The 22,275-nt window shown below is 68.2% G+C and carries 24 protein-coding genes; 10 read left to right on the plus strand and 14 right to left on the minus strand.

Annotation, left to right across the window (positions count from 1 at the left end):
• The first annotated feature begins 398 nt into the window (after positions 1-398).
• The gene (locus ABT294_RS07325; protein WP_350804198.1) at positions 399-1,295 is read left to right on the plus strand and encodes a LysR family transcriptional regulator; all 897 of its coding nucleotides are present in this window, start codon (positions 399-401) and stop codon (positions 1,293-1,295) included.
• Between the two features lie 69 nt (positions 1,296-1,364).
• Here ABT294_RS07325 and ABT294_RS07330 read toward each other — a convergent pair whose 3' ends face one another.
• The 4 genes from ABT294_RS07330 to ABT294_RS07345 all read right to left on the minus strand — a co-directional run bounded on the left by ABT294_RS07330 (position 1,365) and on the right by ABT294_RS07345 (position 4,730).
• Positions 1,365-2,153, minus strand: a complete 789-nt coding sequence (locus ABT294_RS07330) for an SDR family oxidoreductase (RefSeq protein ID WP_350804199.1) — start codon at positions 2,151-2,153, stop codon at positions 1,365-1,367.
• A 207-nt stretch (positions 2,154-2,360) separates the two neighbouring features.
• Positions 2,361-2,483 (minus strand): hypothetical protein, encoded by a 123-nt coding sequence (locus ABT294_RS07335; protein ID WP_350804200.1) that lies wholly within the window; start codon positions 2,481-2,483, stop codon positions 2,361-2,363.
• Between the two features lie 445 nt (positions 2,484-2,928).
• Positions 2,929-4,017 (minus strand): hypothetical protein, encoded by a 1,089-nt coding sequence (locus ABT294_RS07340; protein ID WP_350804202.1) that lies wholly within the window; start codon positions 4,015-4,017, stop codon positions 2,929-2,931.
• Positions 4,018-4,361: 344 nt separating this feature from the next.
• Positions 4,362-4,730, minus strand: a complete 369-nt coding sequence (locus ABT294_RS07345; RefSeq protein WP_350804203.1) for a phosphotransferase — start codon at positions 4,728-4,730, stop codon at positions 4,362-4,364.
• Here ABT294_RS07345 and ABT294_RS07350 point away from each other — a divergent pair.
• Complete coding sequence (locus tag ABT294_RS07350) at positions 4,729-4,938, plus strand: hypothetical protein (protein WP_350804204.1); 210 nt, start codon at positions 4,729-4,731, stop codon at positions 4,936-4,938. The two genes, ABT294_RS07345 and ABT294_RS07350, sit on opposite strands and share 2 nt — an antisense overlap.
• 223 nt (positions 4,939-5,161) lie before the next feature.
• Positions 5,162-6,088: a hypothetical protein gene (locus ABT294_RS07355; RefSeq protein ID WP_350804206.1), complete on the plus strand. Its 927-nt coding sequence runs from the start codon at positions 5,162-5,164 to the stop codon at positions 6,086-6,088.
• On the opposite strand, the gene ABT294_RS07360 is transcribed toward ABT294_RS07355, so the two are convergent.
• On the minus strand, positions 6,085-6,246 hold the full coding sequence (locus ABT294_RS07360) for a hypothetical protein (RefSeq protein ID WP_350804207.1): 162 nt from the start codon (positions 6,244-6,246) through the stop codon (positions 6,085-6,087). The two genes, ABT294_RS07355 and ABT294_RS07360, sit on opposite strands and share 4 nt — an antisense overlap.
• Before the next feature lie 98 nt (positions 6,247-6,344).
• Between ABT294_RS07360 and ABT294_RS07365 the strand changes: the two genes are divergently transcribed.
• Positions 6,345-7,157 carry a hemerythrin domain-containing protein gene (locus ABT294_RS07365; protein WP_350804208.1) on the plus strand — a complete coding sequence of 271 codons (813 nt, stop codon included), beginning with the start codon at positions 6,345-6,347 and terminating at the stop codon, positions 7,155-7,157.
• Positions 7,158-7,714: 557 nt separating this feature from the next.
• Here ABT294_RS07365 and ABT294_RS07370 read toward each other — a convergent pair.
• Positions 7,715-8,344 (minus strand): TetR/AcrR family transcriptional regulator, encoded by a 630-nt coding sequence (locus ABT294_RS07370; RefSeq protein WP_350804209.1) that lies wholly within the window; start codon positions 8,342-8,344, stop codon positions 7,715-7,717.
• Positions 8,345-8,570: 226 nt separating this feature from the next.
• Here ABT294_RS07370 and ABT294_RS07375 point away from each other — a divergent pair, with 226 nt between their 5' ends.
• Positions 8,571-10,115 (plus strand): MFS transporter, encoded by a 1,545-nt coding sequence (locus ABT294_RS07375; RefSeq protein WP_350804211.1) that lies wholly within the window; start codon positions 8,571-8,573, stop codon positions 10,113-10,115.
• A gap of 676 nt (positions 10,116-10,791) precedes the next feature.
• On the opposite strand, the gene ABT294_RS07380 is transcribed toward ABT294_RS07375, so the two are convergent.
• From ABT294_RS07380 to ABT294_RS07390, 3 genes are all read right to left on the minus strand, one after another.
• Complete coding sequence (locus ABT294_RS07380; protein ID WP_350804212.1) at positions 10,792-12,282, minus strand: serine/threonine protein kinase; 1,491 nt, start codon at positions 12,280-12,282, stop codon at positions 10,792-10,794.
• Between the two features lie 369 nt (positions 12,283-12,651).
• On the minus strand, positions 12,652-13,101 hold the full coding sequence (locus ABT294_RS07385; RefSeq protein WP_350804214.1) for a DUF4265 domain-containing protein: 450 nt from the start codon (positions 13,099-13,101) through the stop codon (positions 12,652-12,654).
• 442 nt (positions 13,102-13,543) lie between these two features.
• The gene (locus ABT294_RS07390) at positions 13,544-14,395 is read right to left on the minus strand and encodes a helix-turn-helix transcriptional regulator (RefSeq protein WP_350804215.1); all 852 of its coding nucleotides are present in this window, start codon (positions 14,393-14,395) and stop codon (positions 13,544-13,546) included.
• A gap of 101 nt (positions 14,396-14,496) precedes the next feature.
• Between ABT294_RS07390 and ABT294_RS07395 the strand changes: the two genes are divergently transcribed.
• From ABT294_RS07395 to ABT294_RS07415, 5 genes are all read left to right on the plus strand, one after another.
• Positions 14,497-15,948, plus strand: a complete 1,452-nt coding sequence (locus ABT294_RS07395; protein WP_350804216.1) for an MFS transporter — start codon at positions 14,497-14,499, stop codon at positions 15,946-15,948.
• A 108-nt stretch (positions 15,949-16,056) separates the two neighbouring features.
• The gene (locus tag ABT294_RS07400) at positions 16,057-16,212 is read left to right on the plus strand and encodes a hypothetical protein (RefSeq protein ID WP_350804217.1); all 156 of its coding nucleotides are present in this window, start codon (positions 16,057-16,059) and stop codon (positions 16,210-16,212) included.
• A gap of 169 nt (positions 16,213-16,381) precedes the next feature.
• Complete coding sequence (locus tag ABT294_RS07405; RefSeq protein ID WP_350804218.1) at positions 16,382-16,834, plus strand: transposase; 453 nt, start codon at positions 16,382-16,384, stop codon at positions 16,832-16,834.
• Positions 16,835-16,846: 12 nt separating this feature from the next.
• Positions 16,847-17,452 carry a TetR/AcrR family transcriptional regulator gene (locus tag ABT294_RS07410; protein ID WP_350804219.1) on the plus strand — a complete coding sequence of 202 codons (606 nt, stop codon included), beginning with the start codon at positions 16,847-16,849 and terminating at the stop codon, positions 17,450-17,452.
• A gap of 279 nt (positions 17,453-17,731) precedes the next feature.
• The gene (locus ABT294_RS07415; RefSeq protein WP_350804220.1) at positions 17,732-18,031 is read left to right on the plus strand and encodes a TetR family transcriptional regulator C-terminal domain-containing protein; all 300 of its coding nucleotides are present in this window, start codon (positions 17,732-17,734) and stop codon (positions 18,029-18,031) included.
• 50 nt (positions 18,032-18,081) lie between these two features.
• Here the strand turns inward: ABT294_RS07415 and ABT294_RS07420 are convergent, their stop codons facing one another.
• The 5 genes from ABT294_RS07420 to ABT294_RS07440 all read right to left on the minus strand — a co-directional run bounded on the left by ABT294_RS07420 (position 18,082) and on the right by ABT294_RS07440 (position 22,205).
• Entirely contained in the window at positions 18,082-18,387 is a 306-nt protein-coding gene (locus ABT294_RS07420) for a DUF1304 domain-containing protein (RefSeq protein WP_350804222.1), read from the minus strand.
• A gap of 114 nt (positions 18,388-18,501) precedes the next feature.
• A complete protein-coding gene (locus ABT294_RS07425; RefSeq protein WP_350804223.1) occupies positions 18,502-19,716 on the minus strand; it encodes an SGNH/GDSL hydrolase family protein in 1,215 nt (404 codons plus the stop codon).
• Positions 19,717-19,728: 12 nt separating this feature from the next.
• Positions 19,729-21,033: an FAD-binding oxidoreductase gene (locus ABT294_RS07430; RefSeq protein ID WP_350804224.1), complete on the minus strand. Its 1,305-nt coding sequence runs from the start codon at positions 21,031-21,033 to the stop codon at positions 19,729-19,731.
• Between the two features lie 21 nt (positions 21,034-21,054).
• A complete protein-coding gene (locus ABT294_RS07435) occupies positions 21,055-21,759 on the minus strand; it encodes an SDR family oxidoreductase (protein ID WP_350804225.1) in 705 nt (234 codons plus the stop codon).
• On the minus strand, positions 21,753-22,205 hold the full coding sequence (locus ABT294_RS07440; RefSeq protein WP_350804226.1) for a carboxymuconolactone decarboxylase family protein: 453 nt from the start codon (positions 22,203-22,205) through the stop codon (positions 21,753-21,755). The genes ABT294_RS07435 and ABT294_RS07440 overlap by 7 nt, the downstream gene beginning before the upstream one ends.
• Between the last annotated feature and the right edge of the window lie 70 nt (positions 22,206-22,275).

Genomic DNA, 22,275 nt, shown 5'->3' on the forward strand with positions numbered 1-22,275 from the left:
GGAGCTGAAGCAGCGTGCTGTCCGGATGGTCCAGCAGTCCGGGGAATCGCACGGGGTGATCACTCGGGTGGCGCGACAGCTGATCATCACCATCGGCGCGCTCGCCGCGTCCGGCAGGCCAGGAAGCACATCAGGGAGATCCTGAAGAGCGAGACCGCCCCTCTGCCAGCCTGCCCAGGCCTTCAGAACCTTAAGACCCGAACCTTCCCGCCGGCGCTTCCATTCCTGCAGCACCCGCGGTGGGGAGAGGTCCGTCTCCGCCCGTCGATCCTTCGGTCACGTCCGTATGCTCGGTGACGGACGTGGAGGAAACGCGCCGCCTCCCGTGGCGTAGTCTTGTGATTACAAGATTACAGCGGCGTGGATCGCGGTCCACCGCAGGGAGGGGATGGGAGCCGATGAGCCTTCGTCAGTACGAGTACGCCCTGGCCGTTGCCGAGGAGGGCTCGGTGACGGCGGCGGCGGAGCTGCTGCACGTCGCTCAACCGTCGGTGTCCCAGCAGATCCTCGCCCTGGAGCGGGAACTCGGCGTGAGACTGTTCGCCCGCACACCGACCGGACTGGTGCCCACCGTGGTCGGCCGCGCGTTCCTGCGGGAGGCGGAGGTCGCGGTGACCGCGTCGCGGCGGGCGAGGGCGACGGCGCGGGCCGGTGCCGACGAGCTGGTGGGCGAGCTGGTGGTCGCGGTGCAGCTGGGCTTTGGCACGCGGCAGCTGCCGGGCGCGCTGGGCGCGCTGCGCCGCCGCTTCCCGCGGCTGGAGGTCACCGTCTTCGAGGAGCCGAGCTCCGCCGAGCTGGAGCGGCTGGGACGCCGGGGCGTGTTGGACCTCGCCCTGATGGCGGCGTGCGAGCAGAGCCCCGCCGACGCCCACCACCTCGGCGACGAGGAGTTCGTCGTGGTGCTGGGCGCCGGGCACCGGCAGCTCGCCGCGGACCGGGTCGAGCTGCGCGAACTGGAGCAGGAGCCGTGGATAAGGTTCGACCGCGACAGCGCGCTCGACGGCGTGCTGCTGGCCGCGCTGCGGGACAACAAGCTGAGCCCGACCACGGTCGCCCGCGTGTCCCAGACGGCGACGGCCGTGCGCTGGGCCGCCCACGGGCTGGGGGTGACGCTCGTCCCGGCCTCCGCGGTGCCCCCCGGTCACGAGCACCTCGTGCGCCCGGTGTTCCCGGTCGTGTCCCAGCCCGTCATCGCCGTGGTCCGGCAGGGCGCAGGCCCGGCGGAGACGGCCCTGCTCGAACTCCTGCGTCAGGAGACCTGGTGCGAGTCCGCCTTCTTCTCATCGGTGTCCTGACGGCCGAGAAGGAGGCGGGCGCCACTGAATTCTTTCTGTCGAAACCGGCGTTCTGGAATGCCGTCGGCGTCAACCCCTGGGGAACTCGCCGCCGTCCACGACGAGATTGCTCCCGGTCAGCCAGCTCGCCCGGTCGGACACGAGGAACAGCACCGCGTGGGCGATGTCGTCGGGCCGACCATCGCGCCCCAGCGGCACGGCGGCGTTGATCTGGCCCGGCGCCGCGTCCAGGCGCGCCCACTGCTCCCGCGTTGCTTCGCCGCCGGGGGTGGCGACTCTGCCAGGAGTCACGGTGTTGACCCGAATTCCGAAGGGGGCCAGCTCCAAGGCCAGTCCCCGGCTGTAGTTCTCCAGCGCCGCCTTCGCCGCCGTGTAGTGCAGGAACGGCGCTACCGTGGTGCGGACCGCGGCCGAGGAGACGTGCACGATCATCCCCGAACGCCGTTCCCGCATCCCCGGTGTCAGCAGCGAGTCCAGCCGTACCGACGCCAGGTAGTTCAGGTCCAGCGCGTCCTGCCACTCCTCGTCGGGGATGGCCGAAGCGTCCTTGTACGGTCGCGCCCCACCCACGTTGTGGACCAGGACGTCCACCCCGCCGAGCACCTCCTGCGCGGCCGCGGCGAGCACCTCCGCTCCAGCCCGTGTCCGCACGTCGGCCTCCACGAAGGTGGCCCCCTCCGGCACCGTGCTCGTCGCCGATCTGGCGGTCGTGAGCACCTCGGCGCCCGCGTCCAGGAGTTGGCGCACGATGGCCGCTCCGATTCCGCGAGAACCACCCGTGACCAGAGCCCGCTTTCCCGCGAGTTCTCGCGTTCCCGATCCGTTCTCAATCGTGGTCATGCCACCGGCCCTCTCCATCGTGTGTTTTTCCGCTCGACAAAAGAAGAATCGACGTGCACAGAGCGCGAATTATTCGGAGAAATCGCGGCGAGCACCTCGTCGAGCTGTTTCACGCTACGTCCAGAAAAGAACGAGAGGCAAAGACGAAATGTGAGCAGGTGCCATAGGGAATTCCTATGACACCCCGGCCCCTCCGCCCGTGACCGGCCTCGCTGTCGGCGGCATCTACGGCATCGGCGGCGACTCCCTGCTCGGGCCCATCCTCGCCGGCCGTGGCACCCCCATGACCACCGTCGCCCCGGCCGCGCTGGCCAGCACCTTCCCGACCTCCACCGCAGACGCCGTCACCTACGGCCTACTCGCGCTCACACCAGCGGCGACATCGCCCCGCACTGGAGCCTCGGCCTGCACTGCAGCGCCGGCGGCTACCTCGACGCCCGCCTTCAACCCCGGCTACTCGAACGCGCCCTGCGGTTGCTACTCGGCGGCCTCGCCGTCGACCTGTTCTGTCAGCATGGACATGCGGTTGCTTGCCTTCCAGAGGCGACTGCGGTCGGCGTCGGCCTGGATGGGATCACCGTGTGGCAGAACTGTGACGAGTCACGCCGCAGGCAGCGGACGAACTGCTGATCAAGCCAACGGGGTGGGCCAGGCCGACCGTCGGCACCCGGTAGACAATTCGAAATCAAGGCAGCCCCGTACCAGGCGCCAGTTCCGAATGCGGGTCATACCAAGTGCCAGGCCAACCGGGCCGTAGGTCAAGAATCACAGTTCCGATGTTCCTCAGGCCCGGCTACGGATCAGAAGGTTCAGGGTTCGGATCCTCTCGACCGTGCTCATGTCGGATCCCGGCTTCCAAAGGGGACTCGGAGCCGACCGGCAGTGTTGTCAGTTTGAGAGTGCGGGGGTTGCGGAAGAGGGCGGCCAGGCTTGCGAGGTGCAGGAGGAGGATGGCGATGCCTGCTGTTGCTATAGCGGGCATGTTCCACCACGGTGTTTCGATCGATTCGGCCACCTGCTCGTGGAACATGCTGGTGTCGCTGTAATGCAGGGCGGACTCCAGCAAGGCTGCGATGTAGGGCAGTCCGAGGATCCCAGCTGTCAGACCGGCCCATAGCCGCCCGCGCCCGTGGGTGAGGTGCAGGATAAGACCGCCCACCACGACGGGGACGGCCGGGATCGCGAGGTACTGGAGGTGGACCCGCATGTCGTGGAGGAAGGGTTTGGGGAGGGAGTCCAACCCGTCGAAGCAGCAGCCGACATAGTTCACACCGGCGTAGTTCACACCGGCGTAGATCAGGAGGAAGACCGGGGTGAGCAACATCAACGTCATTGCCTGGCGTGGCGGGTTCGCCCACAAGGGCGGGATTTCCTGTTCGAAGGGTTGCTTCTTTTGATGCCTGGCCAACCATGACACCCCGTGCCTGCCGGTCAGCAGGACGAGGCCGCATACTTGTGCGACCGCCCCGGCCACGAGGAGGACGCTGCGGAGAGGGAAGTACCAGCCGGGCTGAGTCACGTGGATGAAGTACGGCTGTTCGCCGTCAGTCACGTCGAGGAAGGTAGATGCCTGCGTGAGGAAGTCCTGCCAGAGCAAGGGCACGCAGACGGCGGTCAGTACGGCGGCTCCCGCGAGGAGAAGCGTGGGGCGGCGCGTCCCATGCCGTGTCTTCCATGCGATCACACCGAACGCGATGGCGGCCACGGCGGCGAATATCCCAAGCCTGAGTAGCTGGTCACGGACGTCGATGTCGGCCTGTCTTGCCGCGGAGCGCCACATCGCCGCCGAGATCTTCCGTGGGTCATCGAAGTCGGACACGGTGAGTGAGCTCTGCGCGTAGGCAAGCATCGTGATCAGTGCGATCACGGTTCCGGTCAGCACCGGGGAAAGGATCAAGGCGATGACCAGTCTGATTCTTCGTGGGGGAATCTCCATGCGATCTTCGACGTGAGGGCTTCGCCCGGCGTTCCCCCTGAGCCTTTGCTCCACGCGCCTGGGGAACCGGCCTTCCAGCTCGAAGAGCTTCAGCAGTCCCGCGAACCCCAGCGTGGGCGATCCATCGCCTGTGTTCACGCAGCATGCGCAGGACGGTGGCCGGGGAGGGGCGTTGGCCCTTCATGCGCCGCTGGAGTGCTCAGAACTCGTGGGTGCGGATCTGCGGAGGGCAGCCGGTCCCTTGCAGGGCAGACAGCAGGAGCGGCTGGTGCCGGTAGATGAGTTCGCGATCAGCTATGGCCCAGACGACGGCCGCTTTCGCGTGGCGGCGAGCGGGCGTGAGCGTGGGATCGTTCGATGTTCGCCGCCTCCGCATCCGCGATCTGCGTCTGCCTGCGCACCATCGCGTCCAGGAGGTGCGCCGGTTCGATAGTGCCGTAACCAGCGCGCAGTTCCCGCAGGTGCCGGGCTTGTTCGGCGATCGCCACCCGGCCCTGCGACTGGATGCACCAGGTCCATGCCATATAGCCCAGGTCGCCGGGCCGGCAGGACGACCAGTCGATGAAGGCCACTGGCAGTCCCTGCTGGAAGATGGTGTTGAACGGACCGGGATCGCCGTGGATCACGCATTCCCGGTCGTCGGCCAGTGGTGGCCTCATGCAGTTCGCGGAGCATCCGGCGTGTTCGCTGGGTGGGGTGGTCGGTGGTGGTGCCAGGGATGAAGCTGAGGATGTCGCGTCCGTGGTCGTCGATGCCGAGGTAGCGGGGCGCGTGGGGGTAGCCGACGGACTCCAGATGGGTCAGGACTCGGGCAGCGAACACGGAACCGGCGTCGCGCGTGCGGCGCACCGTCTCGCCGGCCAGTAGGCGGGTCTCAAAAGTCCGGAAACTCCTGCCCCCCATCAGTCCTGCCGGGTTCGCTGCTGGGCGGCCACCACGCGCACCGGCCAGGCCCGGTCGGCGGCGGCCCGGACGTCGTGATTCTGGGCCGTTCGGGTGGCCATCGCCCTGGGAGGGGGTGTGCGGCGCTGAGGCCCTCTGAAGGCGGGTGTTCAGGCTATGTGATGGGGGTCGCCAGTAGGGTGAAGCGATGATCGCGCTGGCGCTGTTGCTGTCGTGGCAGGTCGTCTACACCGAGCCGCACCATCCCTGGCTGGACCTCGACCACGGCACCCAGTTCATGGACATCACGGCCACCGACGCCCGCCACGCCTGGGCCGTCGGGGAGAACCAGTGGGGCACTGACGGGCACTACTCGGTGCTGGTGCGCTGGAACGGCTACGGCTGGCGGCGGCAGAGCCTGCCGAAGAAGGGCGCCTACCTGGATCTGGAGAAGGTGGACGCCTCCCGGCCCGACAACGTGTGGGTCGTCGGCACGGACTACGAGGGGGGCGCCGACGGGCTGCTCCACTACGACGGCCGCCGCTGGCGCTTCCTCAGCCTGCCCCTGGTGCACGAGGCCGTCGCCCTGGGCGGGCAGCGGGCGTGGGCGTTCACCGACAAGCACGCCTGGCTGTACGACGGCGCCAAGCGGCAGCGCTTCGACGTGCCTATCGAGGCGCACGCGGCGGACGCGCTCGCCGAGAACGACATCTGGGCGGTCGGCTACACCGGCGGCGACCACACCCAGCCCGCCGCCGCGCACTGGGACGGCCGCGCCTGGACCGCCGTGCCCGTACCGCCCGCCCCCGGCGAGGACGTCAACGACCTGACCACGGTGCTCGCCGTCTCGCCCACCGAGGTGTGGGCCGCGGGCTCCACCGACAACGGTCCCCTGCTCTACCGGTGGGACGGCACGCGCTGGGCGGCGGCCGTGCTCAGGACCGAGCCGATCACCTCGCTCATCCGCCACCACGACCGGATCTGGGCGGCCGACGGCAAGCATCTGCTGCGCCAGACCAACCAGACCGGTGGCAGATGGCTGCGCAACACGCCACAGAGGCCCATCACCGCGCTCGCCTCTGGCGGCGGGCGGGTGTGGGCCCTGAGCGGCAAGCGGATCCTCTCGATCCGCTAGACGACCACGGCGAACAGCGTCGCCGCCACCAGCCCAGCGATCATCGGCACGAACGCCTTCCTGGCCAGGTCAAGTACCGGCACGCGGGCGAACCCGGTCACCGCGATCAGCGATGACCACGCGATCAGCACGCCGCCGCCCGACCACACGCAGCCCATCTGCCCTACCGCGGCCCATGCCGGTCATGCACGTCCACGACCCCGTCCCGATCGGGTGTCTCCTCGGGGCTGATCGGGCTGCTGATCGCGCTCGCGGCGTGGCGGGGGTCGCGGGCGCGACGGTGGCGACGCGGGTGACCCGTCGACTGGGGCAGGGGCCAGCGTTCATCGCGGGCATGTTCCTCGCCGCGGCTGGAGGGCTGGTGCTGGCTGCGGCGACCGGCCCGCTCGTCCTTGCCTTCGCGATCCTGGTGGCGGCGCGGTCTCTGCGGGGTGCGGCAGAACCGCAACGAATGTCCGTTGGCAGGCATTCGCTGCGCGCGCCCCCGGGACTTCGAGGACACTGGGCGGAGCAACCCATCCGAAGGAAGAGCATGAATGCACGTTCCGAGGCGGGCAGCCGCCTCACCGCCCTGGGCACACAGTTGCTCGAGGTGCATATCTGGCTCCGCGAGATGCTGGAAGACCTCCAGGACAGCGTCGACGACTATTTCGACGGCAAGGGGCTTCCGCCACGGGACCTGCGTGCCCACTGCCTTTCCTTCTGCACGGCGTTGACGCGCCATCACACCGGCGAGGACAAGGGCGCGTTCCCGGCGATCGCCGAGGAGTTCCCTGAGCTGCGCAAAGTGCTCTCCGACCTGCGCACGGACCATAACCAGCTGGACTGGCTGCTGGGGAATCTGCAGAAACTGCTCGAGTCTCTCCCGGAGAAGCCGGACCCAACCACGGCCTCCAAGGTGCGCGAGGAGGTGGAGGCGCTGTCGGCGATCATGCAGACGCACTTCATCTACGAGGAGAAGAAGCTGATCTCCGTGCTCAACTCGATGGACGTGCCCGAGTGGCGCGAGAACCGGCCCGACTTCCTGCTGATCGACGACGAGGACGGGCCTCGGACTGCTTCTCGGTGAGGTTCCACACCCAGGAGAACGGCGATCACGGACCGCCGCTTGACACCTTCTCGCCGTGGCGGTGAACCAGACAATCAGTGCGATCAGTGTCAGAGCGCCGATGCCTGTCAGTGCGGGCGAATACCAGTCCGGGACCATACCGGCCACGGGGTTGGGGTCGTCGGCCGAGACGGGCGGCGTCGTGGGGTTGACCAGAACGGCCACGCTGAGAGCCAGCAGATATCCCAGGCCGAAGACACCGCATCCCATGAGGTGGTCGGTGGTGAAGTCAGCGGGCGGCACCGTGGCGATACAGGACCGGGGCGGCCAGGGCGCACTTCAGGGAGAGCGGGCGTCGTGGCTTCGAGTCCATGGTCATGAGACGTGCGGAACCGGCCGGGGGGTTCAGCGCGGAGCGCACGACCGGGACAAACCCAAGATCATGCGGCACTACAGATCGTCCGCCGCAGCCGCTGGCAGGCCGCTGCGGCCCGCGCAACTGCGCGAGCTGGGACTGACGCCCTGATCAGCCCTGCGCGGATGCGGTCAGCCACGCGGAAGTTGAAAACAGCGCCTGGCTAGTGCGTTTTCTGTGCGGTGGCCAATAGGTCGCGCACGGTGACGATCCACCCGTGCATGACATGCTCGAACGCCTCGTCCACGGTCATCAGGGGAGCGGCGGCGACCGCTTCGCGCAGGTGTGGAACGGCCAAGCCGGGGTGTGCCTGCAACCAGAGCGGCGGGACGGGAGTGTGCTCCATGACCGGCTCACCCTGGTCATGACGGTAGTCCACGAGCAGAACGAACCCGAAGACGCGCAGCGTCAGATCGCGGTGCACGATCTGCGCCTCGGCGACACCCAGCCCGATGGTGCGCAGCATGCCCAGAATGGCGTCGGTGTGAATGAGACGGTCCTGGTGGATCGCCACGTCACCGAGCCGCTCGTCCAGTGACACCAGCAGTGCCCGCGGGTAGCGCCGGTAGACCGCGCGCAGGGCGGCGCCGTACTCCCGGATGCTGCGTTCCCAGTGCTCGGGATCCAGGCGAGGCGCCGGCCATTGCTCGATGAACAGCGCAACCGCGCGCTCCACGATCTCACTGCGGTCATCGGCGTAGTTGTAGAGGGCTCGGACGGTCACGCCGAGATGCTCGGCGAGCAGCCGCATGGTCACCGCGCGGAAGCCGTGAACGCCGGCGAGGTCGAGCATTGTCTGGGCGATGAGGTCCTTGGTCAGGGTCGGCCGGCCCTTGCGCGTGAGCGGCCGCCGACGGCGGCGTGGGCCGTCGGTGCTGGAGGCGTCGGGCTGGCCGGGATCTTGGAGCACCATCCGAGCATACCGCCGTTAAACTTCACACATCGTTGACTTTAATGCCTGGCCTGCGCCACCCTTCTTAGGTGAGCCTTACCAACACGCATCTCCCCGGAGTTCTCCGATGACCCCGCCGACCGTCGACCATCCGACGGCCGCTCGGGGGTGGGCCATTCTCGGCCTGGTCATCGCCGGCACCGCGCTGGTCGTGATCGACATGACGATCGTGACCGTCGCCCTGCCTGCGATTCAGGCCGACCTCGGCGAAACACTCGCCGGCATCCAATGGGTGATCATCGGCTACATGATCACCATGGGCGCGATGACCCAGGTCACGGGAAGCCTCTCCGACCGCATCGGCCGACGCCGCATGTACCTGCTCGGCATCGCCCTGTTCACCGCCGCGTCGATCGTCTGCGGCGCGGCGCCGACCAGCACGGTGCTCGACCTCGCCCGCGCGGTGCAGGGCATCGGCGGCGCCATCCTGATGGTCAACGCGCTTCCCCTGCTCTCCGAGCACCTGGACGGGGAACGACGTAACATGGCCATCTCCACCTGGGGCAGCGCGGCGACCGCGGCCAGTCTGATCGCCCCCCTGCTGGGCGGCACCCTCGTCGACACGCTCGGCTGGCGCGCGATCTTCCTGATCAACGTACCGATCGGCGTCGCGGCCTTTGTGATCTGCCTGCGAACCCTTCCCGCCGACGCCTCCCATCAGGCCCGGCACGGCCGGATCGACTGGACGGGCACCGCGCTGCTGATCGCCTCACTCGCCCTGGCCAACCTGGCACTGCTTCGTGGCGAGGACCAGGGCTGGGGATCGGCGGCGACACTGACGCAGCTCACGATCGCAGCCGCCCTGCTCACCGCCTTCCTCCTGCTCCAATCCCGGGTCGGCGCGCCCACCCTGGACATCGCCCTGTTCCGCAAGCCCGCCTTCACCGGCGCCGCCCTGGCGGTCTTCATCTCCCGCGTCCTGACCGTCGGCGGCACGGTCTACTTCGTGCAGTACTTCCAGGGCTCCCTGCACCTGAACCCCACACAGAGTGGCCTGCTGCTGACACCTGTCTTCCTCGCCCAGATGGCAGCGGGCATGCTTGGAGGCAAACTCCTGAGCCGATTCGCCCCCGGCTACGTCATCGCCGGCGGCTACACCTGCAAGGCCGTTGGCGCCACCGCGCTAGCACTGGCCTTCACCCCGACCATCTCACCGTGGTTCCTGGCCGTCCCCCTGCTCGTCTGGGGCATCGGCGGCGGCATCGCCGGCGCACCGGTCATGGCCGTCGCCATGAACGTCACCGACAAGCAGCGGGCCGGCATGGTCGCCGGAACGATCACCAGTCTGGCCTCCATCGGAGCCGGCATCGGCACCGCCGTTCTCGGTGCCATCTACACCACCCGCATCGCCGGCATCGTCGCTGCCGGACCGCCCCTACCCGCCGCATCACGCGAGGCCGTTCTCGCCGCCGACGGCGACATCCAGCGCGTCCTTGACCTCACTCCCGCCGCCGCCCGAGCCACCGTCGAAGACCTCCTGAGCAACGCCATCGCCTCCGGCGCATCGGCCGTACTCTTCAGCTCCGCGGGCCTGGCCGTCATCACCATCGCACTGGTGCTGACCCTCATCAGCAGACGCAACCTCCCGCAACCCGCAGCAAGCACGCAGTAGTACCCGCTGAGATCGCATCCTGTCGACGACCGCATTCCACCGATCCGAAGCACCTCCGGTGGGTCATGGGCTACTGAGCTTTTCACCCGCCTGCAGACGCATCTGGGATGCTGCACATCCTTGATCGCGTGGAAACGTTCGCGCCGATCCAAGTCGACTCGGGTCGCACGCCCGAAGCAATGACATAAGACTTCGCTACTCAGTGGCAGCGCATGTCGAATCCGGGTTCGTGAAATCCATCGAAGAACTCCACAATGACGTGGATCAGCACCTCCTGGTCGGCCAGGTGCCGCTCGTATTGGCTGTGCACATGCCGGGAAGCCGCCCCGCAGGCAGGGCAAGACGTCTGCGAACTGCGGGTTCCGTACCGATCTGCCGGAACGGAAGACGCGGTCGATATGAACGCGGGCCAGATGGGGAAAGCAGATCGCGAGCAACTCCGAGATGATCACCAAGTCGGCCGAGTCGCCCGCTGGAGATCACGAAATTTCGTGCCAGAGCCAGTATTCACGCGTCGTCGACACTCAAACCACGTGCGCGAGTTTGACGCCCTACAGGCCGCCGAACTCGGCATCTGGTCGCAGACGGGACGGGCAAGTGGCGACACCGTTTCCTGGAGTCGCACCTGTGGGTGGGTGAACCGGCTACAGCGGGCGCCCTTCGGTGGAGCCCCTCACTAGCACAAGGACTTGTACGTCTCGGCGTCCTTCTTCCACTGGTCGAACCCGGCGCTAAAGGCCTCCTGGTAGGCCTTCAGCTGAGTGGAGTCCCCGCGGTCACGCGCGGAGAACGCTCCTGCCGCGCTGTCACTCATGGATCGGGCGTCGTTGGCGAGGGCGCGGACCGCGGAGGCCACCTCGGAGTCCTCCGCCGCGTCCGCGGCGGAGTTGAGGTTCGATGCCTGCGCGCTCAATGAGGCGGCCGACGCTTTGTCGAAGGTGTCGAGGTTCGAGGAGATAGCCTGGGACGCCTGCTCGCAGCCGGGGTCGGTCGTGTCCTCCTCGGTGGGCTCCGAATCCGTCGGCGGCGTGTAGCTGGGGGCCGAGTAGCCCGGCGATCCGGACGGTTCACCGTCGGACTTGACCCAGTCGAGCACCTTCTGCGGGCCGATGGCGACGACCACGATGACGATGAGCGCGGCCAGCCAGCCGAGCCCAGCGAGGGCCGAATTGCCCTGCCGGGAGGGTGGTGTGGTGCCGCCCGTGGGCGACTTATCCTCGTCGGCCTTCCGGGGGGTGTCCTCCTCCTTCTTGGTCTCACCGGTCTTCGTGTACTTGACCGTCCCGTACCCGGCAAGGGATGTCGCCACGGAGTCCGGCAGCCAGGACCCGGCGAGGCTCATCGTCTCACCCTGGATCTGCTCACGCGCGTACTCCATGACCTCGCCGACGGACGGCCGCTCCCCCTGCTCCTTGGCGAGGCACCACTCGACGACGGCGCGGAGTTCGGGATCGCAACCGCCCAGCTCCGGCTCCTCGTTGATGATCCGGAAGAACATGGCCTCCGGATTTCCCTCGCCGAAGGCGGTCCGTCCCGTCGCGGCGAACACCGCGAGGTTGCCGAGGGCGAACACATCCGTGGCCAGGCTCGCGGAATGTCCGCGGATCTGCTCGGGAGCCATGAACGCGGGCGTGCCGACGCGCACATGCGTGCTGGTGAGCGTGGTGGCGTCGGCGGCGTGCGCGATGCCGAAGTCGATGACGCGCGGACCGTCGTGGGCAAGCAGGATGTTGGCGGGCTTGAGGTCACGGTGGATCAGTTCGCAGGCATGGATCGCGGTGAGCCCTTCGGCGACGCCCGCAAGGAGCCGGAACACCGTGGTCAGCGGGAACGGGCCGTGTTCGGTGACGGCCTGGTGCAGGGAGGGCCCGGGCACATAGACGGTGGCCAGCCAGGGCAACGGCGCCTCGCTGTCGGCGTCCACGACGGGCGCGGTGTAGAGGCCCTGGACGCGCTGCGCGGCGTCGATCTCCTTGCGGAAGCGGCGCCGGAACTCGTCGTCCTCGGCATAGTCGGGCCGCACGACCTTGACGGCGAGGGCCCTCCCTCCCGGGGTGAAGGCCAGATAGACGCGCCCCATGCCGCCAGCCCCGAGTCGGGCGCGTAAGTCGTATCCACCGACGCTCCTCGGGTCGTCGTCGGCGAGTGATTTGAACCGGTCGGCCATGCGCACCCCCGTGCCGGCTCGCTCCCAGATTGGATATCCGAATTATCCCATGGAGCATCGGCCACGTCCCTGGAAACAGTGGGAAGTCCATCCTCGCTACGCCGTACTGCTCCGCAAGGTCCAACTCCGAGGGGATCCGCGGCCCAGGCTTGAGCTCGCCACGTGCACCTTCGCCTACATCGGGAACCAGGGCAAGGACACCGCCTACCTGCGCAACGCCAGCGGGAAGCTCATCGGCTCCTGCTCGTACAACAGCACCCGGCGGACTACATCAACTGCTGACCCCAAGGACACTGCAGCCCCCGCACTTAAGCGGGGGGCTTTCGCAGGTCGCCTGGCCACCGTGGTTTCGCCCAGCCTCTAGACGCATCATTCCTGATTACCGAACCACCATTGAGCGTCCGGGATTGTTTTAGCCCAAGCATCGAGAGCCGATTCCATTTCCGGAAGGGAGGTCGATTCCGGAAGCGTCAGCACAGCGAAGCGCCCGTCTAGAGGCCATTCGGCTATACCATTAAATCGCTGAGCCAGATTCGAGAGAGCCTGCAGTCCGGCGTCAGGCAAGGGCCCCATGGCGGCCGTCTGAACGCAGTACTTGCCGCCCTTGAGTTCCACGACGAATCGGCCATCGGGCGAACGCCGGATGATGTCACCTGCCGCGCAGCCGAGAGCGAGACCAGGACTTCCAAGCAGTTCATAACGATCATCATCGAGCCTTGCTGCAGGCAGTACCTCGAATACGGGCTCCCCAGACGGGCTGAGGTCAACAAATAGACTGACGTGCCCCTCGGGAGCGGAGGGCAGGGGATAGTGCGACACACCCCCATCGTGCCAGGGCCCTACGCGTGGTCGAACTAAGCACATACCGAGCCCCGCCGTCCCGAAGGATGTCGTTGCCGGACCACGTGACGGTGTACGTGTACTGGCGGCCTCCTGCAGGGGGCGTGTCGGTGAAGCTGAACGATCCGTCATCGGCCAGAACCGCTGACTGCAGCCTGACTGGTGAACTGCCGTCCGTACGTTCGACCGTGAGCCGCGTGCCTGCCGGAGGCAGCTTGCCGCCGCCGTCCAGCGCACCGCGGAAGTTGAGCGTCTTGCCAAGAACGCCCTTCTTCGGTGCAGCGTCGCCAGTCCGGCGGGGACGATGACAGCCCTGCTTCGGGAGAGTCTCCTTGCGCCTACAACCGGGCCGGAGTCGCGTCCGGGCGCGTACGCCAGGTTGCGCGCCGTCGTTGCCGGGTGGAGGCACGTCAGGACACCACTACGCGACACTCGCGGCAAGGGCTGACAACCCTTCCAGCCTCCGCGATGTCTCCTCATCGTCGGGGGTCATCACCATCAGCCGGTGGCCCGTCTCCGTGACGTCGGTGGAAACAAAGTTCAACTGGAGAAGCCCCACAAGCGGACTCTCGAGGCGTTTCACCTCGTAGTGCTGGAGAAGCACATCGTGACGGCTCCACAATTGCGCGAATTCGTCCGACTGCTCCAGCAACCGCCCGACCACGCTCGAGGCATCCGATCCTGCCGTACCGGCACTCGCCGCGGCACGCATCCTCGCCACCATCCTGGTCGCGACGATGTCGTCATCGACGTACCGGCTGCGCCAGCCCGGGTCCGTGAAGAATTGCATGGCGCAGTTCCGTTCACCGGGCGGGATCTGATCCATGTCGGTGAAGAGGTGCCGGTAGGCGCGGTTGTACGCCACCACATCGAACAGGGGCGTTTGCAGACACGCGGGATAGGGATCCAGTTTGTCCAGCACCGGCTGAAAGGCGGTCAGCAGAGCCGGGTCGCATACGACCGGATCGGTGGGCGGTGTCCGCACGCCGGCAAGCCTCCGCAAGTGTTGCGTTTCTGCCTCATCCAAATGCAACGCCCGGCCGACCGCTCTGAGCACTTGCATGCTGACATTTATCGGCCGACCCTGTTCGAGCCAGGTGTACCACGTAACCCCCACCCCTGCGAGCACCGCGACCTCCTCACGCCGTAGGCCCGGCGTGCGGCGTCGTCCGGTAGCCGGAAGCCCGACCATCTCGGGACTCAACCGCTCGCGTCGGGTGCGGAGGAAGTCCCCGAGCTCACGCCGGGCGATCGGGGAGATCGTGTCGGTCATGACTCCATACTGCTGCACCCACGGCTCCCCAGCCAGGTTCGGCTACTACCCCCATAAACAGGCTTCTGGTACCCGGATCCGCGAACACGCAGGATCGACACGTGACCACAGCATCCACCCCGCGCACCGATTCACCCCCAATTATCCCGTCCCCACCACAAACGCTCGGGCTTCCCGGACTCCTCGCGACCCTCTCCGCTCTGCTCCTCTCGGTGGTCAGCTTCGCCGCCGCGGGCATAGCCGTCCCCGACATCGGCGCGTCACTGCACGCCTCCCCCGCTGAGCAATCGCTCGTGGTCTCGGTGTACTCACTCGGCTTCGCGGTGCCGATGGTGCTCGGCGGCCGCCTCGGTGACCTCTACGGACGGCGGCGCCTGTTCCTCCTCGGCATGGCTGGCTTCACCCTCTTCTCCCTGATGGCGGCCCTCTCCCCCACCATCATCGTCCTGATCGCCGCGCGCGCCCTCACCGGTATCTCCGCGGCGGCGATGGTTCCCCAGGTGCTCGCAACGATCACCGCGTCGACGCAGGGGCGCGAACGCGCCAGAGCGGTCGCGCTGTTCGGAGCCACCGCGGGCGGCGCAACAGCGATCGGGCAGGTCCTCGGCGGAGTGCTGCTCGCCGTCCCACTCCTCGGCGCCGGCTGGCGCATGGTGTTCGCAGTGAGTGTCATCATGGGCGTCGTCGCGTTTCTCGCCGCCCTGCGCTGGGTGCCCACAACCAACTCCCCCGGCCACCGCTCACTCGACCTGATCGGCACCGTGCTTCTGGGCTCCGCCCTCCTCTCGTTGCTGGTCCCGCTGTCTCAGGGCGCCGCGCTCGGCTGGCCCGCATGGTGCTGGGCACTGCTTGTCGCCGTCCCCGTCCTGTTCGCCGCGTTCTGGAGATGGCAACTCCGACTGCACCGCGGCGACCGCGTCCCACTGGTTCCGCCGCCCCTCCTCCGCCTGGGTTCCTACCGCGTCGGACTCGTGATGGCACTCATGCTCCAGTCAGCTTTCGGCGCATTCACCTTCCTCTACGCCCTCACCACACAGACCGGGCTGGGATGGACCCCGATGCACGCCGCTGTCGTGCTGCTCCCATTCGCCCTCTGTTTCTTCGTCGTCTCCGTCTGGTCCGGAAAACTCGCACCGCGCTTCGGATTCCGCCGGCTTCTGATCATCGGCGGAGTCATCCAGGCAGCACTGCTTGCGATTACCGCGACATCGGTGTCCCTACAAGGCACCAACCCGAACTCCTGGACTCTCGCCGCATTGCTGATCGGCGTCGGCGTCGGGCAAGCGCTCATGTTCGGTCCCCTCGTTGGCGCGATGATCGCCGACGTCCCCCCGGCTTCCGCCGGGGCCGCGTCAGGGGCGCTCCAGACGACACAACAAGCCGCAATGGGCCTCGGCGTCGCCGTGGCCGGCGGGCTACTCGCCGCGGTTACTGTCGGGTCAGTCGCACCTGTCGGCGTCACGTACACAACCGCGCTCGCCGTGTGCATGACCGTGCAGGCCGCCTTCGCCGTCGTCTTCGCCCTCTGCGCCCTCGCCCTCCCCCGCCGCTGATCCCACAGCTCCCTGAGAGGGCGGTTCGCGAGCTGACACCCCTGATGCCACAGTGTGATCGAGCGAATCGGTAGCGTTACGCCTGGCTGGTGGGCGCGGATATGCCGGGTGAATGGGCGCAAGCCGTACGCGAGCGACTTATCCGATGAGCGGTGGGCGTTGATCGAGCCGGTGATCACGGCATGGAAGGCCGCTCACCCCTCGGTCAGCGGCCACCAGGGCAAATACGCGCTGCTGTACCAGAGCCGGACCGGCTGCCAGTGAAGCTTGCTGCCCCATGACCTGCCACGGCGGAGCGCGGTGCTCTCCTACTACCGCAGGTGGCGCGAGGACGGCACGGACAAGACCATCCATGACCTGCTGTGCTTCCAGATGCGGGAGAAGAAGGGACGATCAGCCGACCCGAGCCTGGTGGTGCTCGACACCCAAAAGCGTGCGTGCCGCGGCCGGAGTCCCCGCCACCACGACCGGCAAGGACGCGGCCCAGAAGGTGCCTGGCCGCAAGCGCGGACTCGCCGTGGACGTGCTGGGCCTGGTCATCGCGGTGGTGGTCGCGGCGGCCTCGATCCACGACAACGCCATCGGCGCCGAGCCGCTGGACCGGGTCGCCGCCGCCACCATGCCCGGCAGCGTCCAAACCGCCCTGGTCGATCAAGGCTTCAAGACCAGCGTGGCCGCCCACGGCGCCACCCATGGCATCGACGCGCCGAGGTCGGGTTCGTCCCGCAGCCCACGGTCCGGATGGCGGCCCTGCTCACTCCATGCGCACGGGCGAGAGCCGCGATCGACGTGCCGTGCTCGGCGAATGCTGACCGCACCTCTCTTCATGTGCTCGACCGTAACACTAACGGTTAGCGTTTTAAAACTGCTCTGCTTTTGTATCTGATAGCGTTGGGGCATGACCGTGCCGTCCGGGCGCCGTGAGCGCAAGAAGGCCGCGACCCGCCAGAAGATCGCTGACGCCGCCCTGCGGCTCTTCCTGGAACGCGGGTACGACGCGGTGGGCATCCGCGACGTGGCCGCTGAGGCCGACGTTGCCGTCACCACGCTCTTCTCCCACTTCGCCTCGAAAGAGGCCCTGGTGTTCGAGCAGGACGAAGACTTCGAGCAACGCCTCACGCAGGCGATCACCGGCCGGGCACCGCACGAGCCGCTCGTCCCTGCACTGCACCGCGAGACCCAGGCCCTGGTGCGACATTGCACGGCGGACGGCGCCGCCCCGATCTGGCGCATGATCGACGAATCACCTGCCCTGCGGAGGTACGAGAAGTCGATGAGGCTGCGCCATGCAGAGTCGCTGGCAACGGCCATCGCTGCCGATCTCGACCTGTCACAGGCCTCAACGGCCTGCCGGGCGATCGCGAGGTTCGTGATCGACGCCCATTCGCTGGCCCGCGAGGCGGCCGATCCGGAGGCCGCGGTGGACGAGATCTTCCGGATGATCGAGGCGGCCTGGGAGGTCACCTGCCCCTCCAGAAACTCCACCGGCACGGCCGGACCGTAGTCAGGGCTCGACCCCGCCCGGAACCGTTTCGCCGAACCCCAGCGGCAGAGTGGATCAGTGCGGCCATGATCGTTCTCACCGAGAACCGCTGTACCGATGTTCCCCAAGGCCGTGCATGATCATGCGGGAAGCGCTGCATGATCGGGCGTCAAACAACAACAAAGCGGACGCGACTCGGGAGACGTCGAGAACGCGAGCGCGTTCGCCCTGGTCAGCACGTCATGGGCTACGTGCGTGGAGAGAACACCGTTACTGGCGATCGTGTAGGACCATCCCCGCGTGCGCGGGGAGCACGGAGCCCGCTTCTGCTCGGAGGTTCCCCGGACCTTGATCTGCGATGCTCCTGTTGACCTGGCCGCGCAGGTCGCGGTGGGCACACGCGAGTTCGTCCGCCACGTGCTCGAACGCCTGGAGGCGAGGGGCGACCTACGCCCGGGGCTGCGGCTCGACGTGGAGACCGAGCGGCTGTCGTCGCTCGTCGACGGCCTCGCCATGAACGCCGTACTGCGTCCCGAGCTGGTGAGCGGACCCGCCTGCCTGGAAGTCGTACGCACCCACCTCGGCGCACTGGCCGCGTAGGGCCACCGCGCGACGTGCTGGGCGGACAGCCGCCCTCCGTGTGGCCGCCTTCAGCGGGCCAGGAGTACCAGCGCCAGCGCGGCCAGGGCCGGGACGGTCTGAACAAAGAGGATCTTGCGCGACGCCGTCGCGGCACCGTACAGCCCGGCTACGGTAACGCAGACAAGGAAGAAGACCCGCACTTGGAAGCCGACCGGATCAGGAGCGAAGGCTCCCCACAGAAGCCCGGCCGCGAGAAAGCCGTTGTACAGGCCCTGGTTGCCGGCGAGCCCCCTGGTCGAGTCCGCGAACTCCTCCGTCGTGCCGAAGGCAGCTCTCGCCCGGGAACTGGTCCACAGGAACATCTCCAGGACCATCGGCCGCTCCCCTTCTACCGCGCCCCAGCCGACCACGACAACGCCCAAAACCCCCGGTAGACCGCAGGATCACCCCCTATCTTGCGGCCTACCGAAGCTATAGGAGTTCCAGGCTCACAGGGTGTGCAGGTCGAGGGCGTCGGCCATCGCCTGGTATCCGGCCGGGTTGGGGTGGAGGTGGTCGCCGCTGTCGAAGGCCGGGCGGATTCGATCGGGGTCGGCGGGGTCGGCGACGGCGCGCTCGAAGTCCACGGCCGCGTCGAATTCGCCGCTGGTCCGGATCCACGTGTTGACCGCGTCGCGGATCCGCTCGACCTCGTCGGAGTGGGAGGCGTACCCCTTGGTCGGCAGGAGCGTGCCGCCGATGATCCGGACGTCGCGGGCGTGGGCGGCGCGTATGAGCTGCCGGTAGCCGCTGATCAGGTCGTCGGCGCTGACCTTGGTCGCGGGCGTGGTGCAGGGCGTGGGCTCCTGCAGGCCCAGGAGGATGTCGTTGATGCCTTCCAGCACGATCACCGTCTTGACGCGAGGCTGGTCGAGCACGTCCCAGCGGAAGCGTGCCAGTCCCCGCTCGCCCAGGCATGCCGAGTCGCTGAGCAGGCGGTTGCCGGCGATGCCGAGGTTGAGCACCGGCCGCCGGCCGCCCAGCCGACGGGCCAGCGCGTCCGGGTAGCGGTTGTCGGCGTCGAGGGTGGCGCCGTATCCGTCGGTGATGGAGTCGCCGAAGGTCGCCACCGCGGGCCCACCGCCGTGCACGTCGACTCCGGACAGGTAGAACCAGGAGCTGTTGGTCTCGGTGAAGGCGGCCCCGCCGAGGTCGCGGGTGTGGTCGCCGGCGGCCCGGTAGGAGGTGGTCCGGGCGAGGTTGTGGTAGGTGGCGGGACCGGTGGTGCCCTGAAAGTACAGCGTCACCGTCAGCCGTTCCCCGGCCTTGACAGCGAGCCGGAGGGGATCGCTAACGGCCTCCCGGCCGGTGGGGAGGTTCACGGAGGTGGCGTGCGCGAAGGTCAGCGGCCGGAGGGTGCCCGACTGCACGGCCGCACCCGCGCCGGCCTTGGCCACGCTCGCGCCGGTGAGCCGGAGAGGACTGCCGTAGGCGTTGGAGAGCCGGATCTGGAGCGCGGAGCCTCCCGTGGTGACCCGGACCACCTGGCGGACGGAGTGGTTGGCGAAGCCCTTTTCCGCCCAGGTGGGAGACCAGACGTCGGGCGACGGCTGCTGGGCGGCGGCCGCCCAGGCCGGCGTCCAGCTGCCGGTCTCCGCGTCGGCGGACGCCGGTGCTGTCGTCAGGGCGGCGATCAGCACGGCGGCGGTCGCGATTTTCAACACGTCGGTGCTCTTTCAGTCCAGGACCGGGAAGTTGGCGCGGAAGATGCCATAGGGGTCGCGGTGGCGCTTGATCTCGCGCAGCCGGGCCAGGGTGCCGGCGGGGAAGGCTTGGGCGGCGTTCTCCGCCGGTGCGAGGAAGGTGTACGGCTTGCGGCCGCTGACCGCCTGGCCCAGCGCCTCGACCAGGGCGCTCTGCTTGGCCTGCACCGCATCGACCAGGTGGGGCAGCCGCAGGCCGAGCAGGTAGAGCATGTACGGTTCGGCCAGCGCGCCGCCCGCGCCGCCGGCGGGATCGGCCTCGGCCAGCGCCCCGCCCAGATGCCGGACCTGGAGGTTGAGCAGCGGCGCGAGCTCCGAGCCGCTGAGCGTCTCCAGCGTCGCCTCATCCAGGCCGGTCAGCAGCTCGGTGCGGGCCAGCATCGGGCTGGGCTCGACCGGCTCGGCCGCGATCGTGCCCAGGTCGGCGACGTCCATCAGTTCACGGCTGTCGGACAGGCTCCCACCGAGCTCCTCCAGCGGCGCCAGCAGAGCCTTGGCCTCGGCCTGGTCGCCAAGGTAGGTCACGTCCATGGTGACCATCGGCGGCACGGGCGGCGGCGGGGCCATCCGGTTGACCCACACCGAAAGCTCGCGCGGCGCGTCCGCGGTGATCTGACGGAAGGCGTCGAACACCTCGGCGGTGCGGGCCGCCGGCCAGACGATCCGTCCGCCGTACAGGCTGGGCGCCGGGTACAGCGCCAGCTCGATCGAGGTGATCAGCCCATAGTCGCCGCCGCCGCCGCGCAGCGCCCAGAACAGCTCGGCATCGGACTCGGCGGTGACCCGAACCTTCCCGCCGCCGGCGTCGACGACCTCGAAGGCGCGTACCGAGTCGGCGGCCCAGCCGTAGCTGCGGCCGAACCACGAGATCCCGCCGCCGGCGACGAACCCGGCCACTGTCACCACCGGGCTGCTGCCGGCCGGCCCGGTGAGGCCGTGCTTGCCGGTCTCGGCCAGCACCCGGCCCCACCGCGCTCCGGCGCCGACCCGGGCGATGCGCGCCTGCGCGTCGACCTCCACCCAGTCCAGGCGGCCGGTACGTAGCAGGATCACGCCCTGCACATCACCCGAGGCGCCATGGCCCGACGGCTGGGCGGTGACCGTCAGCCCCGCTTCACGGGCGTAGCGCACCAGCGCCGCCACATCCTCGGCGTTCTCCGCCTCCACCACGGCGGCCACCGGCTGGTGGACGCCGACCGCCCACGGGCGGGCCGCCTCGTCGAACCCGTCCTCGCCGGGAAGCAGGACACGCCCCCGGACGGTATTACGCAGATCCATATCCGTTGTCTCCTTCGGGGACTACCAGGAAAGAGGGCCTTCGTGCTGGACGAAGGTGGCGGTGGGGCCGTCGGCGTCCAGCACCGCCATGGCCACGATCGGCGCGGCGCCTTCTTCGGGGGGCTTGATGCCTTGGTTGTGGTTGATGTCGGTCTTGACCCAGCCCGGATCGACCGTGTTGACCTTGATCGGGGTGTCCCACAGCTCTTTGGCGTAGGACACGGTGATCATGTTCAGGGCGGCCTTGGAGGAGCAGTAGGCCAGGTTGAGCATCGGCCACAGCGGATGGTCCTGGTCCACGGCGCGCCCGAGTGAGCCACGTTCGCTGGAGACGTTCACGATGCGTCCCGTCGGCGAGCGGCGCAGCAGCGGCAGCATCGCGTTGGTGACCTCGATGACGCCGAACACGTTCGTCTCGTAGACCTGGCGGGCCTCCTCGGTCGTGCTCTGGCTGGGCGGCCCGTCCGGGAAGGTGATCCCGGCGTTGTTGACCAGGATGTCGAGCCTGCCGTACTCCTGCTCGATCCACGTGGCCGCGGCCCGGATACTGGCCGCATCGGTGACGTCGAGTCGCACGTGCGGCAGGCCGAGCCGCTCGGCCGCTTCGCGCCCCCGCTCCTCGTCTCGGGCACCGATGATCGCGGTGATGCCCAGGTCGCCGAGCTGGCGCGCGATCTCGAACCCGATGCCCTTGTTCGCGCCCGTGACGAGGGCGACCGTCACCATGCCGCCCCCGCGATCTGCCGGGTGGTGGCGTTCAGCCGGTTCCACAGGTTGACGGAGGAGATGGTCATGATCAGCGCGGCCAGCTCGGTCTCGGAATAGTGGTCGGCGACCTCGTCCCACACCTCATCGCTGATCTGGCCGCCGTCGGCGAGCCGGGTGACCGTCTCGGCCAGTGCCAGCGCGGCGCGCTCGGCCTCGGTGAAGTACGGCGCCTCGCGCCACGCCGCCACGGCGAACAGCCGCTCGTCGCTCTCGCCCGCCTTACGCAGGTCCTTGGCATGCATGTCGACGCAGACGCTGCAGCCGTTGATCTGGCTGGCCCGCAGCAGCACCAGATCCGCCGTGATCTTGGGCAGTCCGGCCTGATCGATGGCCTTGGCCAGGTCCATGAGCGCTTTCATCGCGCCGGGCAGAACCACGGCGGGGTTCTTCATGCGTGCTTGCATGGTCTGTCTCCTTTGAGGATTTCGATCGTCGTCACCTCTGTGACGAAGGCGAGCGGGGTGAGGTAGCCGC

The sequence above is a fragment of the Nonomuraea sp. NPDC000554 genome (genome assembly GCF_040300065.1).
GTDB lineage: Bacteria > Actinomycetota > Actinomycetes > Streptosporangiales > Streptosporangiaceae > Nonomuraea.